This window comes from Oligoflexus tunisiensis (assembly GCF_001748245.1).
GTDB lineage: Bacteria > Bdellovibrionota_B > Oligoflexia > Oligoflexales > Oligoflexaceae > Oligoflexus > Oligoflexus tunisiensis.
In genome coordinates this window covers 7,194,049-7,209,940 of record NZ_BDFO01000001.1, presented here as the reverse complement: position 1 = coordinate 7,209,940, position 15,892 = coordinate 7,194,049, and the positions used below count along the sequence as shown (strand labels likewise).

General features: G+C 50.3%; 13 protein-coding genes. 8 read left to right on the top strand and 5 right to left on the bottom strand.

Annotated elements, in window-relative coordinates:
* The first annotated feature begins 379 nt into the window (after window positions 1-379).
* The 3 genes from OLTU_RS33320 to OLTU_RS30030 all read left to right on the top strand — a co-directional run bounded on the left by OLTU_RS33320 (window position 380) and on the right by OLTU_RS30030 (window position 2,781).
* Window positions 380-589 (top strand): DUF4160 domain-containing protein, encoded by a 210-nt coding sequence (locus OLTU_RS33320; protein WP_141736905.1) that lies wholly within the window; start codon window positions 380-382, stop codon window positions 587-589.
* A complete protein-coding gene (locus OLTU_RS30035) occupies window positions 579-1,019 on the top strand; it encodes a helix-turn-helix domain-containing protein (RefSeq protein WP_141736404.1) in 441 nt (146 codons plus the stop codon). The genes OLTU_RS33320 and OLTU_RS30035 overlap by 11 nt, the downstream gene beginning before the upstream one ends.
* 643 nt (window positions 1,020-1,662) lie before the next feature.
* Complete coding sequence (locus tag OLTU_RS30030) at window positions 1,663-2,781, top strand: DUF642 domain-containing protein (protein ID WP_176737086.1); 1,119 nt, start codon at window positions 1,663-1,665, stop codon at window positions 2,779-2,781.
* 1,017 nt (window positions 2,782-3,798) lie between these two features.
* On the opposite strand, the gene OLTU_RS30025 is transcribed toward OLTU_RS30030, so the two are convergent.
* Both OLTU_RS30025 and OLTU_RS30020 read right to left on the bottom strand, forming a co-directional pair.
* Window positions 3,799-5,058 (bottom strand): type II toxin-antitoxin system HipA family toxin, encoded by a 1,260-nt coding sequence (locus tag OLTU_RS30025; protein WP_141736402.1) that lies wholly within the window; start codon window positions 5,056-5,058, stop codon window positions 3,799-3,801.
* Window positions 5,055-5,369: a helix-turn-helix domain-containing protein gene (locus tag OLTU_RS30020; protein ID WP_141736401.1), complete on the bottom strand. Its 315-nt coding sequence runs from the start codon at window positions 5,367-5,369 to the stop codon at window positions 5,055-5,057. Before OLTU_RS30020 ends, OLTU_RS30025 begins: the two co-directional genes overlap by 4 nt.
* 556 nt (window positions 5,370-5,925) lie before the next feature.
* Between OLTU_RS30020 and OLTU_RS32560 the strand changes: the two genes are divergently transcribed.
* From OLTU_RS32560 to OLTU_RS30005, 4 genes are all read left to right on the top strand, one after another.
* Window positions 5,926-6,093 (top strand): hypothetical protein, encoded by a 168-nt coding sequence (locus tag OLTU_RS32560; protein WP_218110363.1) that lies wholly within the window; start codon window positions 5,926-5,928, stop codon window positions 6,091-6,093.
* Complete coding sequence (locus OLTU_RS33315; RefSeq protein WP_141736904.1) at window positions 6,015-6,302, top strand: HipA domain-containing protein; 288 nt, start codon at window positions 6,015-6,017, stop codon at window positions 6,300-6,302. The genes OLTU_RS32560 and OLTU_RS33315 overlap by 79 nt, the downstream gene beginning before the upstream one ends.
* 219 nt (window positions 6,303-6,521) lie before the next feature.
* The gene (locus OLTU_RS30010) at window positions 6,522-8,810 is read left to right on the top strand and encodes an ATP-binding cassette domain-containing protein (protein WP_141736400.1); all 2,289 of its coding nucleotides are present in this window, start codon (window positions 6,522-6,524) and stop codon (window positions 8,808-8,810) included.
* Between the two features lie 67 nt (window positions 8,811-8,877).
* A complete protein-coding gene (locus OLTU_RS30005; RefSeq protein WP_141736399.1) occupies window positions 8,878-9,261 on the top strand; it encodes a DoxX family protein in 384 nt (127 codons plus the stop codon).
* Between the two features lie 80 nt (window positions 9,262-9,341).
* On the opposite strand, the gene OLTU_RS30000 is transcribed toward OLTU_RS30005, so the two are convergent.
* From OLTU_RS30000 to OLTU_RS29990, 3 genes are read right to left on the bottom strand one after another with little or no spacing between them, the layout of a single operon-like run.
* Window positions 9,342-9,692, bottom strand: a complete 351-nt coding sequence (locus OLTU_RS30000; RefSeq protein WP_141736398.1) for a DUF2200 domain-containing protein — start codon at window positions 9,690-9,692, stop codon at window positions 9,342-9,344.
* Between the two features lie 46 nt (window positions 9,693-9,738).
* Window positions 9,739-11,517 (bottom strand): ATP-binding protein, encoded by a 1,779-nt coding sequence (locus OLTU_RS29995; RefSeq protein ID WP_141736397.1) that lies wholly within the window; start codon window positions 11,515-11,517, stop codon window positions 9,739-9,741.
* Window positions 11,518-11,534: 17 nt separating this feature from the next.
* Window positions 11,535-12,662, bottom strand: a complete 1,128-nt coding sequence (locus OLTU_RS29990; RefSeq protein ID WP_141736396.1) for an FIST signal transduction protein — start codon at window positions 12,660-12,662, stop codon at window positions 11,535-11,537.
* A gap of 289 nt (window positions 12,663-12,951) precedes the next feature.
* On the opposite strand from OLTU_RS29990, the gene OLTU_RS29985 reads away from it, so the two are divergent.
* Complete coding sequence (locus tag OLTU_RS29985) at window positions 12,952-15,888, top strand: DEAD/DEAH box helicase (protein ID WP_141736395.1); 2,937 nt, start codon at window positions 12,952-12,954, stop codon at window positions 15,886-15,888.
* The last annotated feature ends 4 nt before the right edge of the window (window positions 15,889-15,892 follow it).

Below are 15,892 nucleotides of genomic sequence, written 5' to 3'. Positions count from 1 at the left end.
TTAGGCCCCATTTCCAACCTTCCAGGTTATCCATAGCCAGAATCCTAGAAACTGCCCCCATCCCTTACACCTGAGATCAATCAATGGCGTGCATGCTATTGTAGTGTCCTTTCAAACCAGCAGCTGACGGGGGCAGTAAATCACCGAGACGTGCGCCCCCGTTTTTTTACCAGATTCCTGGTATCTGCTGCCTTCCCTTCTTTTGGCTCAGAATCGAATGGTTCTTTGGCATAACTATATAAAATTAATTCAGATATTAATGTAAAGTTTTAAGTTTACAGACCCGATAAGGCGTTGTAAACTCGCTCTCGGTCGATGGGACTGACCAGAAATGGGAGAAGGCCAATTGAGTCAAGTTTACCAAGCGTGAAAAACTGTAATCCATATTTGGTCTAGAGATCATCGACCTGTTCACTGCCACGTGACAGTCACCAATGAGTCGGAGTATCGGATTTTTCTTCCTGATTTGAGCTTTGAATATGTTGAAGGGAAACCTCTCACATCAAGTGAACTGAAGCAGATCCAGCAGATTGTGTGGGACCACCGTTACCCTATTGGGCGTGAATGGAGAAGATTGCATGGAAATTAAGAAAACAGAAAAAGGTTGGGAGTACGGAGGTGTGCTCTTTAAAGATGAGAGATCGGCACAGCTTTCCAAGCAAGCAGATGAAGCTGCATCGGGAACTGCTAAAGCCGAGACATTGCCTCCCACTGAAAATTTCCAACTTGTTTATGACGGATCTCAAGGAAAATCTTTCGGTAAATTTATTGACAAGGTTTTGAAAGAAAAAAATATAAGCATTTCAAAGCTTGCGAAGGAACTTGGAGTAAGTCGGCCAACTCTTTATGCCTGGATGTCGGGTGCAAGTATTCCGACCGAGTTGAATCTGGATAAAATCTATGTGTTCACGAAAGCAACTCCAGATGAGATATTCAATGCTTTGGCTGACAATTTTGAAGGGCAAAAGGAAATCATCCGTCAAAAAATTTTTGCACTTCCAAAGGTAAGTGGGCACTAATCCCGAGGGGCTTGCAATGGATATTTACTGGAACAGATGATATGCAAGGAGAGGATAAAATAATGGAATGGACCAAAGTAGATCTCGATCAAGAGACGGAAGAACTGCAGCCGAAGTCTGAAGAGGAAATGATCGTTAAGGGAGTAAAACGAGGACGACCTGGAAGTTCCAAGTAATCATGGAAATCGACAGAGCTGCCGAGTTTATTGGATCGATGCGCTAAAACATTATAAAGGTTTTATGCCCGAATCCCCGAAACTTTCCGTCAGTCCCATCCCGAATTCCCATCACCAGTACACCTTTGCGGTCTGAGACGGAAAAGTGGATCCTTGTGTCCTGGAATTTGGGCTGCACATTCGTCCTTATACACCTGCTTGGTCTTTATCCTCTCGCCTTAAATGCTGATTATCGCTGATGCTGGTCTTGTTCCCTGAAGTTTATTTATAATATCAATAACTTGATCTATGCTGCTTAATAGCTTGAATTATCGACGTTCAGCCATGGGCCCAGTCTCGGAGAGAAATAGATAAATAGGCTCAGATTCCCCAATAATGTCATTCTATAAATGAGTTCCTTTCAGAACCACCGCATATATTCCGATCGAGCTATAGACCCAAAGAGTTCGACTGAGAGGGCGCCCTTTATGAGTTCAAGGACTCGCTTCATTATGCTGCTCATGTTTGGATTGATCAGCGTTTGCTGTTCAAAAAGGTTTGTTAAGGAAATCTCGTCGAAAGAGGATAGCGAAGCGAAAAGCGCAAACACCTCGGACTTCGTCGTCGATGACGACGAATCGACTGATTCAATCGCACAGGAGCCTGCGATCATCGCGGGCGGATTTCTCTATTGCTCCGTAACGGAAGATGAACAGTGGAAATCCATTCGCGAAGGAGACGGCGTTATAGCCATAGCTGAATGCTTTGTCGGCGACGCTGCGAAAAATCCGAAGCAGGTTTCATCGCCGGAAGCGACCCGATTTACCACAATCACGGCGGAAGGTCAGCCGGTAGCGGTCACAGCCGTCGTGATCAGCAAGAATGAAATCACCCACTGGCTGCTCCCAATGAAAACCTTTGCGACTCCATGGATTGCTATTGCGACATTTGCGGATGAGAGTCAGTTTCAATGCGAAATCGATAAGGGGGCTTTCTCCCCCACCAACAACTCAAATAATGATGTCAAGCCCCCTGTCCTAACAACCAGCTTTGGGCCAGATTTGGCACTGAACGGAACCTTTTCACAGCCGGCTGTGGGCAATGGAGTCTTCAGCGATGGCTCGAAATCCTGGGATCATTTTGCCCCAAATGGGGTCAATGGCTGGGATGCGGTGTGGAACAATACGACCTGCACCAACGCTGTGCGGCTGGAGATTCAGCGAAAGTCTGGAGCTGATGGGCAGCAGTGGGTGGATTTATCGGGATCCTGTCAGGTCGGCGTCACCCCGCCGGCTGGTGGTTCCAACCTCAAAATCTCTCAAACCATCAAGACTGAAGTTGGGGCCAGCTACCAACTCAGTTTCAATTATTTCCTGCAAAAAGCCCGAATCTCGGCTTTCCGGGTCACCCGACCTGAAGGTACCCTGTTCGATACCAATCAGATCGCCAATCTCAAGGCGGGTGTTTGGAACGCAGCAACGATGGAATTTGCGGCGACCAGTACGGAGACCATTCTCAGTTTTGCCGAATATGGCAGCGATCCTTTGGAAGGAACGTTGCTCGACAACGTGTCGGTGAAACAGATCATCCGCAGTCTACAAGAGTGAGACCTTCAGAACCTCGACGATTGTGGTTCTTGCGGAAAAAGTCCCTACAGCTCCCTGGTCGAATGGTCCTCGACAAGATACTTCTACCGTAAAAACGCTTCGTTTTTTGTTAAGGCGATGCCATAGAAGGCAATAATTATAATTAGTTATAGGTTCGGAGGAATTTGTTCGAGTGGTCCGGGCGATGGTGAGCCATGCTCCTTTCTTGCTCTCCTTAATAAAAATCCAATTAAAACCATATGTGCCCGCTTCGATGTCCCATGGACTTGTTTTTGGGCCCGCTGGCGCGGGGGGGGTACCCATCCGTTTCTTTCATGCTAGTCGTGAAGTTCGAAGTCTCATGAGGGTTTATGGGTCGTCCTTAGGTCCACCTTATCAGTCCAGTTTCGTGAATTGCTTTGTTATTTACATCAAACACTTACAGAATATTGTGCCAATTTATTCACAAAATATTGAATATTCATAATGCGTGAACATAGTGATTGTCATGAATATAGAAAAGCACATCAAGAAATCCCTGAACAATTTCGCCAAGCAAACTGGTCTAGGAATCAGCGTCCAGGCTATTAGATACTCGCATCCATTGATCAATCATTTGATGCTACAACCGACGAGCTGAAGCAGCCACTCGCTGCTTGGACTGAGGTGTATCAGAGGATGGCGAGTGATATGGGCATTGAGGGTGATATGGAGGCTGGTTTTCGCTCGGTTCTGCAGATTTTGAATGCAATACTGACTCGCTAATATTCCTGCTCTAATGGTGTTCTATAGAACACCATTAGCCAAGTTTCTGGTGTCCTGTAAGACACCATAAAGAAATTTGTGACACCCCCAATCTTTGACAATCAAGTATTTGGTGACCTGGGGTCTTGAACGCCTAAATTCCAGGGCTGCACGTACCTCGTCATGGACGTGTTTTTTCTCACGGATCAGCTGTCCATCACGTGCCAGCTGAGTTCGGAACATACCACGACCCTCCGGATCCAGCGCCGGCTTCCCGCCCAGACTCCATCGGGTTCAAATTTTTTTGCGTAAGCGATTCGTCACTCCTTTTATATAGCCCTCTTCGAGTCCTATTTCCATGGCCCGTGATTCAAACTGATTTGCCAGTTCCAAAATAATGTCCAGCATCTCATTTGCCCTGGTTTTGGAAATCCCAAATGCCTTGCCTACGTTCAATAAATCACTTCGATTAAAAGCGTCGTCTTTCCCATGGAAAGTCATTTGATGAGTGAGGGCCATTCCTCCAAAGACATAGGTAACGTCGTAGGCTGGCGAAAGAGTCCAATCCCCCTTCTGGTTCATAAGGAAGGCGAAGTTTTTTGTGTGATCATCTTGAACTCGGAAAACAATGTTGAACAGCGCTCGACGGAAAGCTTCTTGAACTTCTTCCTGAGATTTTGTGAGTTCCAATACAACTCTGAAATATTCCTCATAGCTACACGAATGCTTTTCTCGATAATCTCGTAATATCAACCCGCAAAGGCTTGCGAAGTGATGGGTTTTTTCCTTGGCTATGTTTCGGTCAAATCGCTCAATAATAAAATGGGCGAGGGGACCCTGCTCGTTTTCCATGTCGAGTAGGTAGGTGTCTGGCATTCGAATACCAGATTCTTTTGCCAATTGAGAGTAAAGATATTCGAGGCGTCCGTAGTAGTTCGCCTCGTCCCCGTCCATGAGGCCGTCAAGCTTGATGATACAAGGGAGAAAACCCGGCATGGGAGCATCGAAGCCCGCTCTTATTTCTTTGGTTCGGGGATTGAAATCTATCAAAGCTTTCGCCTGACGACCACCCGCTGACGAGGAGATCTTGATGATCTGGTCAGTTACTGTGTCAGCTTTTCCTTGCAAGATGAGCCGAGCTGAACTGATAAGTTTCTGGACTTCCAGGTAATCGCCTTCGGGGATCTCCTGACCTTTTTGCGGGAAAAATTCCAGGGCACCTATTGATCGATTGCCAATGTAGGAGAGAATTTCCAGGGGGCCCACTTGATGCGAATCAAGATTAAAATGTTTTTTGTAAAAAGCGTGGATTGCAGCACGCCCGTATGTGTCAGGCAAGCAGTCTGCGATGACGCCTGGTAGACCGGAAAATGTTTGGCTTCGTAAATGAGATTGATAGATAGTCGTGGTTGCAAGAGGGATTTCGAATGGTGAAATTTCTATGGATTTTGCTTTGAAATCATCTTCAAATTCAAAGGCAATGCCTGTCTTTACCTTGGCAAGATGCCCAACTGTCTGACCCCAGAGGCGAATTTCCAGGCTTTGTATGTTCATGATTTCCGTGCTCGCTGTCGGATGCGTCCTGCTTTTTCTTTTCTTTCATGGATAGCTTTTGGGGATTCTATATTTTCAGCGACGAGCGCATTGAGTCGGGAAAATTCACCGAGCGCCCGCATGATTTTGAAGAGTGTGAGAACCTTAACTTCTTGACCGGCTTCGAATTTGACAAGAGTAGGGACAGCTATTCCCGCCTTTGCGGCTAATTCTTTCTGCAGGATATTCAAAGCCAGTCTCTTGGCGACGAGACTTTCCGTTATTTTTTGGTACATCTCCTGATCAGTCAGGAAGTTGACTTGGATTTGCATGGTAGCCCCATAAAATTAGCTGTAGTGTAATTTATCGGCCAGTTTGCTATTAAATTATACTGCAGCTGTTTTTATAGCGGAAGGGATGAAAGGAATAAAGTATATTAGAATACAATTTAATTGATATTTTTAGGATTAAATTACATTAAAATATAATTTAAATTGGATTCGCTAATATGTGATGAAAATTAAAGATTTATATCATGGTGGGGACAAGCGTCACGGCGATCTTGCGATAGCCGAACCCTCTGTCAGCGCTATTCGATCATTATGGCCACGTTCTTAAGCTCCCGCTGATGGCCTAACTCACGTCTCAGGACTAGCTTCTCGCCTTACGCAAGTAGTTCCGTGTTTATTCTGTGGGTCACATCAACACGCCGACATGGGATGTTGACTGTGAGATCCATCTCACGGAAAAAGAGAAATGCGGGAATCGCATATCCTTTAAGTTTTACAAGCATATTTGTCTGTTCATAAAATTGAACAAAAAGGGGAATTTTGTTCAAAATGGTGAACAAAGGAAAGTCAAAAGCCGTCCTGTTTCCGAAAGTCGCGATTGGCTGCAGATGATCCCGAAGGCCGTCAACTGCACGATATCAAGACACTCGCTGGTTCACGGATGACCATCTTCGTAATCATGGGTTCCTGTATAATTTCGATCGAAGAGGCTGGGATCTATCGCCTGCTTTTGATATCAATCCTGTCCTTGGAGGCGTTGGTTTGACCTTATCGATTGATGAGGGTGATTGCTCTTTGAGTCTGGAATGCGCGCGATCAGTCGCTCCGTATTTCCAGATCGAGCGCACAGAGGCGGATGATGTGATTCAACATGTCCTTGCGGTTCGAAAGGGTTGGCGAATGCAAGCGAAGAAGGTTGGAATTAAGCCTTCGGAAATTGAATTAATGAGTTCGGTATTTGAGGCGGATAGGTAAGCCGTCCCGACCTGCGAGCACCAACTTGCGCCCAGAATATCCCCAAAACCGCCCTGGAACATCCCTAACAAATTTTAGCTCCAATTTTTACGCCACATTGGTATAATAGTCAGGCACAACGAATTCGTTTGGTAGATGTTCAAAAAAGGGCAGGAACGGCTGAAGTCACCTGCCCATTCATTGCGTTTAAGGGTCGGCAGAGCTATCCGAGGAGCATTCATGCCACAGGAATACATCGAAATTCGCGGCGCACGTGAAAACAATCTGAAGAACGTTTCGCTGCGCATCCCCAAACGCAAGATCACCATTTTTACCGGCGTATCAGGCTCAGGCAAATCATCCATCGTGTTCGATACCATTGCCAGCGAATCACAGCGTCTGCTGAACGAAAACTTCAGCATGTTTGTGCGGAACTTCCTGCCGAAGTATGCCCAGCCCGACGCGGATGCCATCGAGAACTTGAGCATGTCCATCGTCGTGGACCAGAAGCGGATGGGTGGCGGTTCGCACTCGACCGTTGGCACGGTCACCGACATCAACACAATCCTGCGCCTGATGTTTTCCCGCATTGGAAAACCGTATGTTGGACCCTCCAGCGTTTTTGGCTTCAACGATCCCAAAGGGATGTGCCCCAACTGCAACGGCCTGGGTCGGAAATTGGATGTCGACCTGGACAAGTTTCTGGACCCATCCAAGTCCTTAAACGAAGGGGCGATCCTTTTTCCAGAATACGCCGTGGACAGTTGGGGGTGGAGCCTGCTCATAAATTCCGGTTTGTTCGACCCCAAAAAGAAGATATCCAAATACTCCAAGAAGGAAATGGATGCGCTGCTGTATTGCGAGCCGATGAAGATCAAAACCAAGGTCGGACCGAAGGATATGAACCTGACCTTCGAGGGCATCGTTAGCCGCTTTACGAGCAAGTACATCAAGCGTGATATCAAGACGATGTCTGAGCGGACGCAAAAGTCGGTGGAGCCCTTTATGACCATGGGTCCATGTTCGGTTTGCAAGGGAGCTCGATTGAGCCCGGAGACGTTGAAGTGCAAGATCGAAGGCTACAACATCGCAGACCTGACGAGTATGGAAATTCCTGAGTTGCTGGATGTTGTAAAAAAGATCAAGGATCCTGTCGCCGAGCCGATGGTTAAATCTCTCCTGGAGCGTCTTCAACACCTTGTGGATATTGGCCTGGAATATCTTAGCCTCAGCCGCGAGACCGATACATTATCAGGTGGCGAGTCTCAGCGTGTGAAAATCGTCAAACATCTTGGCAGCAGCCTCACTGATGTGATCTACATTTTTGATGAGCCGAGCGTAGGTTTGCATCCACGTGACGTGCATCGCATGAATGATTTGTTGTTGAAATTACGTGACAAATGCAACACGGTTATCGTGGTGGAACATGATCCGGATGTCATCAAAGTAGCAGACCATATCGTTGATGTTGGTCCCCATGCAGGCCCGCTGGGCGGTGAGATCGTCTACGAAGGCAGTTACGAAAATCTGCTCAAGGCGAACACGTTGACGGGCAGGCACATGAAGCAAGCCATCACCCTGAAGAGTTCGTTCCGCACGCCGGCAGGCAAACTTCCGGTCAGGAATGCGAAAGTCAACAACCTGAAGAATGTCAGCGTGGATATCCCAAAGGGTGTGCTGACTGTGGTCACGGGTGTGGCGGGCTCAGGCAAGAGTTCGCTCATCAATGAGGTATTCCAACAGCAACATCCGGATGCGATTGTGATTGACCAGTCGGCGGTCGGTGTTTCGAGCCGTTCCAATCCCGCCACGTACACGGGTATCATGGACGACGTCCGCAAGGCTTTTGCTGCTGCAAACAAGGTGCAAGCTTCGCTGTTTAGTTTTAATTCGAAAGGGGCTTGCGAAACCTGCCAGGGACTTGGCGTGATCTACACCGACCTTGCTTTTCTCAGTGAGGCAAAAACGCCCTGTGAAGACTGTGGTGGGAGACGCTTCAAGGATGACGTGCTGGCCTACAAGCTCAATGGCAAATCCATCAGTGATGTCCTGGCGATGAATGTCCAACAGGCCCTTGAATTTTTCGAGACCAAGGAAGTCGTCCGCAAACTGCAAGCCATGAGCGATGTAGGGCTGAATTATCTGGGGCTCGGTCAACCGTTGAGCACGCTGTCGGGCGGTGAATGTCAACGCATCAAACTCGCCAGCGAACTGCACAAGAAGGGCAGCATCTACATCATGGATGAACCGACCACAGGCCTGCACATGTCTGATATCGGTCACCTCATGCAGGTCATTGACCGCCTTGTGGACGCTGGTAACACGGTTGTGGTCATCGAGCACAACCTGCATGTTATCAAGAACGCCGACTGGATCATCGATATGGGTCCCGAAGGCGGCAGTAAAGGTGGGCAGGTCGTATTCGAAGGCACGCCCCAGGATTTATTGAAAGCGAAACAATCACTCACCAGCGCCTACCTCGGTAACCAGGAGAACGAGAATCATCAGGAAAAAAAGGTGGGAACATGATATAGTACCGTGTCCGGGAATATGAACAAACCAGGCCGACCACGCGCCGATAACGAGGAGGGATCAGGTGAGCATTTTGTTATGGATTCTTCAAGGAGTCATTGCCCTGTTTTGCATCATGGGCTCGATATGGAGATTCAATAATTACGAACAGGCTGCAAAGGACGTTCCCTCCCTTAATGCTCTTTCCTATGGGATGTGGAACGCAATTGGAGCATTTGAAATCATCTGTGCGCTAGGCCTCATTCTGCCAGGACTCTTAAAAATGAAGCCTATCCTGACCCCCATCGCGGCTGCCTGCCTCGCTGTGGAGATGCTCCTGGTTACAGGACTGCACGTTAAATTTTTTGGGCTTCAACCAGGGGCCGAAAACCCAGCCACCTGGTCATTCATGTTAGCCATCTTAACCTCGTTTGTGGCTTATGGAAGGTACGCACTGAGGCCGCTCTGAGCATGGTGGTTGGCTGAACAAGGCTATAAAATGAGTAGCCGGGAGAAGATTCTTTGTCATCTCTTGGCGAATCCAAAATGTTACTTCCGCAATATCTTCTCCATCACTTTTCCTTTTGCCAACTCATCTATCAGTTTATCCAAGTAGCGAATTTCCCGCATGGTTGGCTCTTCGATGTCTTCCACTCGGACGCCGCAGACCACACCTTTGATCAAGGCCCGTGAAGGATTCAGGCTGGGAGCTTCTGCAAAGAAGGTTTCAACGTCTGTCTGTTTTTTTAATTGGGTGTCCAACTGTTTCTGGTTATATCCTGTCAACCAGCAGATGATCTCATCGACTTCTGATTTCTTGCGTCCTTTCTTCTCGGCTTTCGTAACATAATGAGGATAGACACTAGCGAAACTCATTGTATAGATTCGATGTTTGGTCATGATACACCCTCATTTCTTTGGTTCCCTTATTTTAGCAGTCACGGCCCTATGCCACAATTTGGGGCGCACGGCTCCCGCTGATTGTGGAGGTCGGCAGCTCGGTCACGCGATCAGTTGGCAGCTCGATGATGAAACGCAAGGCATTGGGATGGTTGCCAGGAGTGAGCTCCACCCGAATATCGCCCCCCAGGCCCTGTACCAGACAGCGAACCGCATACATTCCCATGCCACGCCCCGATACCTGGCTTTCCTCCTGCCGCGTGCTGAGACCTGGTTCAAAAATCAGTTGAGCCAGGTGATCCGGAGGCAGCTCCCGCAGTCCGTGGATCAGGCCAAGGGCAGCGGCCTTCTCCCGAAGGAGTTTGAAATGGAGGCCTCTGCCATCGTCCTGCAGGCTAATATTCACCATGGATCCCTGCCCCACCACGCTGATGTCGATGCGACCGCGGGCCGCCTTGCCTTTTTGCAGACGCTCCCCCTCGGTTTCCAGCCCATGGTCGAGCGAGTTGCGGATCAGGTGATTGAAGATGCTCTCCAGAGCATTGTGTGTGCTTTTGTGGAAGGCACGACCCGAGGAGTCAATCGTCACCTGAGGCGGAAGCTTGCCGAGTTCCTGGGCCAAGTGTCCGGCTCCATTGACCACGCTTTCCAAAACCGTATCCAGGGTGGAATATTCGAATATGCGGGTGCGCTCGGCAATCTCATGCAGTGCGGACTCAGCCGTGCATTCGCGATTATGGAAGGTCCGCAGAACATCCATGGTATGTTCGATGAATTGATACCGTTGCAGTTGTTCGGGCTTATCGCTGTAACCGAAGGCCCTGTCTGCCATGGATGCATAAAAATCAAGTTCCTTGCGGATCAACTCAAGATCGCTCAAGCGCTCTGCGGTATTCCAGGAATCATGGATCACGTGCACAGAAATCTTGTAGTGGTCCTCGGCCTCATGCACAAGATTGGTGATTCCGCGGAATCCAAACATTCGGGCATTGCCCTTGATCGTATGCAGATCCCGATAGAGTTCCTGGAGGCTGCCAATCGAAATCAAATGACCTTCCCTGTTGAGGATGGCCTGGCAATGTTCGACAGCCGCGATGGAGGCTGTATGGAATTGCTGGAAGCGGGCGCTGCTGGTACTCATCAGCTGGCCCAGAATTTCCAATTCCTTTTGCTGTGTTAGGTTTGCCTGTTCCAGAGCCCGGATTTCTGAAACGTCCCGCAGACTCACGAGGATTTTTTCGACCTCGTAGCCATCATTAAAGATAGGGGTCCAGTCCAATTCCACGGTTTTTTCCCGGGAGTCGGGGAAGTTCAGGATCAGCTGACGAGGCAGGATATGGGAATTGGCACAAAATCCCACTCCATCCGTGCCAATGGCAAGATCCAGAACGGAAAGAATCTGCGCGAGAGAGTCCCGGTCCATCACGGCTCTCTGCAAAAGGACTTCCTTGACGTCGCAACCGGCGAGATCCGCTTTTTCCAGAAGCTCGGTGGTGTAGACCGAATATTCCGGGTGGATGCGCCGCCCTTCCGTAATCGTGAAAATCCCCTGCCTGATATGCCGGAGCATGTTCAGGATATCCAGCTGCTGCTGGCGGTTGACGGCCTCCGCGTGCTTCAGCTTGCCGATATAGTTGGCGATCTCCTCCGATGACTGACGGACGATCTGCTCATAGCGACTCTCCCGCTCTTTGAACTCCTCATAGGTGCTGTCCACCCGAGCCAGAAATTCCCGAAAGACTTCAATGGCAATCGTAGGAGATTCCAGATCGATTTTGCTTCGCTTGAGCTGCCGTAACAGCGTCGAAGAAAGTTCCTTTTCCATGAGCAGATCCTCAGTTCTTATTTCTCGTACAGCATAATGAGGTTCATGGTCTGATTGTGCAGGGAACAGACCCCGGCGGAGTCGGTCGCTATCTCACCGAAAGAATAGAAACCGTTCACCACGTACTTCTGCGATTTGAACTGATCGCGGATCGACTCGAGTTCGTCGTCCACGAATTCGCCCATCACCAGCTTGCGGGTCAGACAACTGACCGGGATGAGCAGATACTCATTGTTGTCGCTTTTCTTGTGAAGGTCGAAGAGCTGCTTTGCGGCCTTTTCTGATCCATCGACCAGGTTGTCTGTAATTGCCATCATCATGCGGATCTTCGATCCCTCGGGAACTTCGCCGGTATAGGTGATGGACTTGTCCTGAAGGTTCACGCCGAAGGGTGTGCGGATGAGTTCGTCATCCTTGATGCGATAGTCCTTGCTGACCGCGATAGGATACTGGATGGCAAGCTGATCGATACGTTTGATTTTTTCGCCCAGGAATTCCTCATAGAAGGTCAGGGCCGGTTTGCCGTCCACCTCGTAGAGTGTGTTGCGGACCGCCTTGGTCACGGTCCTTTCCACGCCGATGGGTGTGACCCCTGCATGCGAACTGACCATGAGTTCAATGCCTTCGCCGTAAAAGCCGAGGCCAATCACGGCATCACGATGGATACCGTGGCGATCGATAACCCAGGTATCCTTGATCATGGGATCACCAGCCAATCCACCGGCGACGACAATCTTCCGCGCGTTCGCCTTGTTGATGCCGCGTGAGAACTGGTCACCATTCATGAAGCCGTTTCCGAACACCAGGGCCCCGCGCAAATCCTTGGCATCCAGGCCCTTGTAGAGCTGTTCGCCGCACTGAAATGATTGTTCATAATCCTTGTAAGGAATGCGGATGACCTTCATGCGCGTGCGATCCAGTCGGCAGATGGTCACAGTCAGGGTATTAAGGTACTGATTGGTGTCGTGGATCTCTCCGGCGGTGGAGCAGCCTATGATCTGGGACTTTGGAAAGGATTTCGCCACTTCTTTGACAGCATCCTCCGGGTTACCAAAAAGCAGGACCATGGTCTGGTCGGAATCCATATCCTTGGGTAAAGGTTTGCTCCAACGGCCATCCGCGAAGTTTACTGTCTGAACTTTCATTTATATCTCCTTGCAAAGGCTTGGCGTCGCTTTCCAAACGGTTCAGCACACTATCGTCGGCTGGTAACCCAAATTCAGTAGAGACTGAAGTAGGGTTCAAGTGCTTGAAGCCCTTGAATAATTGAGGGTTGAGGGGCTGCTATATTGATAGCAACCGGTCGCCCCGGCTCGGAAAATGGCTGTTTTAGCCTTCCTGTAAGAAGTTTCTTTTTGGCATACTACCCCACGAATGAGCTTGGCTGCAGGAGCTGAGTCGTGAATTATGGGGCCATGCGGAGGGTGACGGGAGATGAGCTCAGGGCTGGATAGAACAAGATTCGTTCGTTGGGAACAGTTTCGGAGTCAGATCAGTTATCGACCGGAGCCCCCGGAAATTCTGCGAACCGAGTTTTTACAGCACGATACAGCCCGGGAACGTTCCCTGGCGCTGGCGCTCGACTGCGGTCCCCAGATCGAAAGTCACGACCTGATTCTGCGCTTTTTTTACCGCGAAAAATTGTCCGACGAGAAATATGGCAGCCTTAAGCCGTATACCCTGCGCGGCGAGCTGGAGCCGTCCTTCAGCGACGCGCAGGATCATGAAGTGATGCGTGGACTGAAGAAGGAATTCGATGGCTTCGTGGATATGCGCGGTCCGGCACGCTCGACGCGCCTGCAGTTCGCATCAAGCCGCGACTTCATGCAGGGGGTGCTGCTGCCACCGGCCGAGGCTCTGCGCGTACTTCACAACCTGGATCAGCAGGAAAAACTCTTCGCACTTCCGGTTGACAACAAAAAGCGTGAACCGATACGGCTGCGGGTTTCAGCAGAAGTCTGGAGCGTCGCCGCTGAACTCGTGCCTTATGATGAGGAACATTTTCGCTACCATCTCTTCCTCAGCGAAGGTGATTCCCGAATGGATCCGGAAGCCTTGCAATTTTTAGCCGGCGGGCGCTTCATTGTGCAACGGGATTGGATCGCACCCTGCACCGTTTCTGAACGCTGTTTGGAAGACTGGATCGAACGCCTGCAGGATGGGCCTGCTGTACTGGTTCCAAGGGCCGAGCTCGACGCCTTTATTCGTGATTATTCTGAAATCCCGGCTGCACCTCTTCTCAGGCTGCCTGAGGAATTGGGATGGACGGAAGAGCTGGATCTGCCCCGTCCCCTTCTGCGACTCACAGCCAAAGCTCACAATAACCGCAGTGAATGGCTTGGAGAGGTTATCTTCCGCTACAGCCGGGGGGACGTAAGCCTGATCGATGGCAGCGCGCGCTGGCTTGATTATGAGGAGCGTCGTCTGTGGCTGCGGGATCGCGCAGCGGAAGAGCAACTGGTTCGCGATCTTCTGAATGTTCCTGGAGTGCTGCGCTGCTATGCGCCTGATATGCTGGAGCTGGGCCGCGTGGCTCGAATCTATTTGCCCAACCTGCCCGGCGTGATTGAGAAACTGGAGGACCAGGGCTGGCAGGTCGAAGCCGATAACAAGCGTCTCAGCCTTCTGCGGAACTTTGAAACCACCGTGCACGGTGATACCGATTGGCTGGATGTCGACATCAAAACCACGCTGGACGCCAGGACCTATGAACTTCCCACCCTTCTCAGGGGACTTGCCACGCGTGACGATTTTATCCCGCTTGGCCACACGGGCCTGGGACTTCTGCCAGACGCCTGGGCCCAGCGCTATGCGCTTCTCGAGGAAGCGGCTCTGCACCACGAGGGGCATCTGCGTTTTTCATCGCGGCAGGCTCTCCTCATCGACAGTTTGCTGAGTGAAGTGCCCGCTATCATCCACAGCTCGCGGCTGAAAGAGATCAAACTTAAGATCAAGGCCTTTCAAACCATAGAGCCCGAAGATGCTCCTCCCGGGTTTACGGGAATCCTGCGCGATTATCAGCGTGAAGGACTCGCATGGCTGGGCTTTTTGCAGGATTTCGGCTTTGGCGGCTGCCTCGCCGATGAAATGGGACTCGGCAAGACCGTGCAGGTGCTGGCCCACTTGCAAAAATTTCATAGCCAGGCGCGGAAGCCCAGTTTGATCGTTGTGCCGCGCAGTCTCGTCGGCAATTGGCTCGCGGAAGCCCGCAATTTCTGTCCCAATCTCCGGATGCGGGATCTAAGCGGAAGCCAACGGGACTGGAAAGATTATGGGGAAGTCGATGTTGCCCTCATCACCTACGGAACATTGCGGCTCGATATCGAAGAATTGCGGAGGATTCCTTTCTCCTATGCGATCCTCGATGAATCGCATCTGATCAAAAATGAGAGTTCCCAGACCGCGAAGGCCGCGTTTCTCATCAATGCCGAATACCGCCTGGCGCTCTCCGGGACACCGATCGAGAACCATCTGGGCGAAATGCGATCACTCCTGCGTTTTCTCAACCCTGATTTCCTGGACAGCCGTACCTGGACCAAAACCCTGCAAAAGAATTCAGATCTGAAGGATCCTCATGTCGCCTTCCTTAAGAAAGCCTTGAAGCCCCTCATCCTGCGTCGAACCAAAGCCCAGGTCCTGCAGGACCTTCCGCCCAAGGTCGAGCATACCATCTTCTGTGAACTCGAAGGGGAACAGCGGCGGAATTATGATGAGCTTCGAGAGCACTACCAACGTCATCTTCTGCCCGAGCTGCAGGAAGGCCAATGGCGCAAATCCCCCCTTATTCTGATCGAGGCTCTCCTGCGCCTGCGACAGGTGGCTTGCCATCCCGGCCTTTTGGATGCCCGGCACGGAGAGGCGAGCAGTGCCAAACTCGAGATCCTGCTCGATCGCCTGCAGGAAATTTGCGAATCGGGGCACAAGGCCCTCGTTTTTTCGCAATTTACAAGCTTTCTCAAAATCGTTGGCAGGCATCTCAAAGCCAGAAATATGCCCTATCTTTATCTGGATGGTCAGACCAGGGACCGATCCGAACGCACCCATCGCTTCCAGAATGATCCGACCATTCCGGTCTTCCTGATCAGCCTCAAAGCCGGCGGTGTCGGCTTGAATCTCACAGCTGCCGACTACTGCTTTATTCTCGATCCCTGGTGGAACCCGGCTGTTGAAGCGCAGGCGATCGATCGCGCCCATCGCATTCATCAGAAAAATACGGTTTTTGCCTATCGGATGATCGCCAGGGATACAATTGAAGAGAAGATCCTGCAGCTGCAGCAGGGCAAGCGGCAGCTTGCCGAGTCTCTTCTGCAGAGTGATGCTTCACTCCTGAATGGCCTTGATTTGAAGACGATTCAGTCCCTGTTCCTTTGACTCC

Excerpts from the sequence above, each read along its gene's own strand:
- OLTU_RS30025 (WP_141736402.1), bottom strand. The coding sequence starts at position 5,058 with ATGAACATACAAAGCCTGGAAATTCGCCTCTGGGGTCAGACAGTTGGG.
- OLTU_RS30030 (WP_176737086.1), top strand. The coding sequence starts at position 1,663 with ATGAGTTCAAGGACTCGCTTCATTATGCTGCTCATGTTTGGATTGATC.
- OLTU_RS29990 (WP_141736396.1), bottom strand. The coding sequence starts at position 12,662 with ATGAAAGTTCAGACAGTAAACTTCGCGGATGGCCGTTGGAGCAAACCT.
- OLTU_RS30020 (WP_141736401.1), bottom strand. The coding sequence starts at position 5,369 with ATGCAAATCCAAGTCAACTTCCTGACTGATCAGGAGATGTACCAAAAA.
- OLTU_RS30010 (WP_141736400.1), top strand. The coding sequence starts at position 6,522 with ATGCCACAGGAATACATCGAAATTCGCGGCGCACGTGAAAACAATCTG.
- OLTU_RS29985 (WP_141736395.1), top strand. The coding sequence starts at position 12,952 with ATGAGCTCAGGGCTGGATAGAACAAGATTCGTTCGTTGGGAACAGTTT.
- OLTU_RS29995 (WP_141736397.1), bottom strand. The coding sequence starts at position 11,517 with ATGGAAAAGGAACTTTCTTCGACGCTGTTACGGCAGCTCAAGCGAAGC.
- OLTU_RS30000 (WP_141736398.1), bottom strand. The coding sequence starts at position 9,692 with ATGACCAAACATCGAATCTATACAATGAGTTTCGCTAGTGTCTATCCT.
- OLTU_RS30035 (WP_141736404.1), top strand. The coding sequence starts at position 579 with ATGGAAATTAAGAAAACAGAAAAAGGTTGGGAGTACGGAGGTGTGCTC.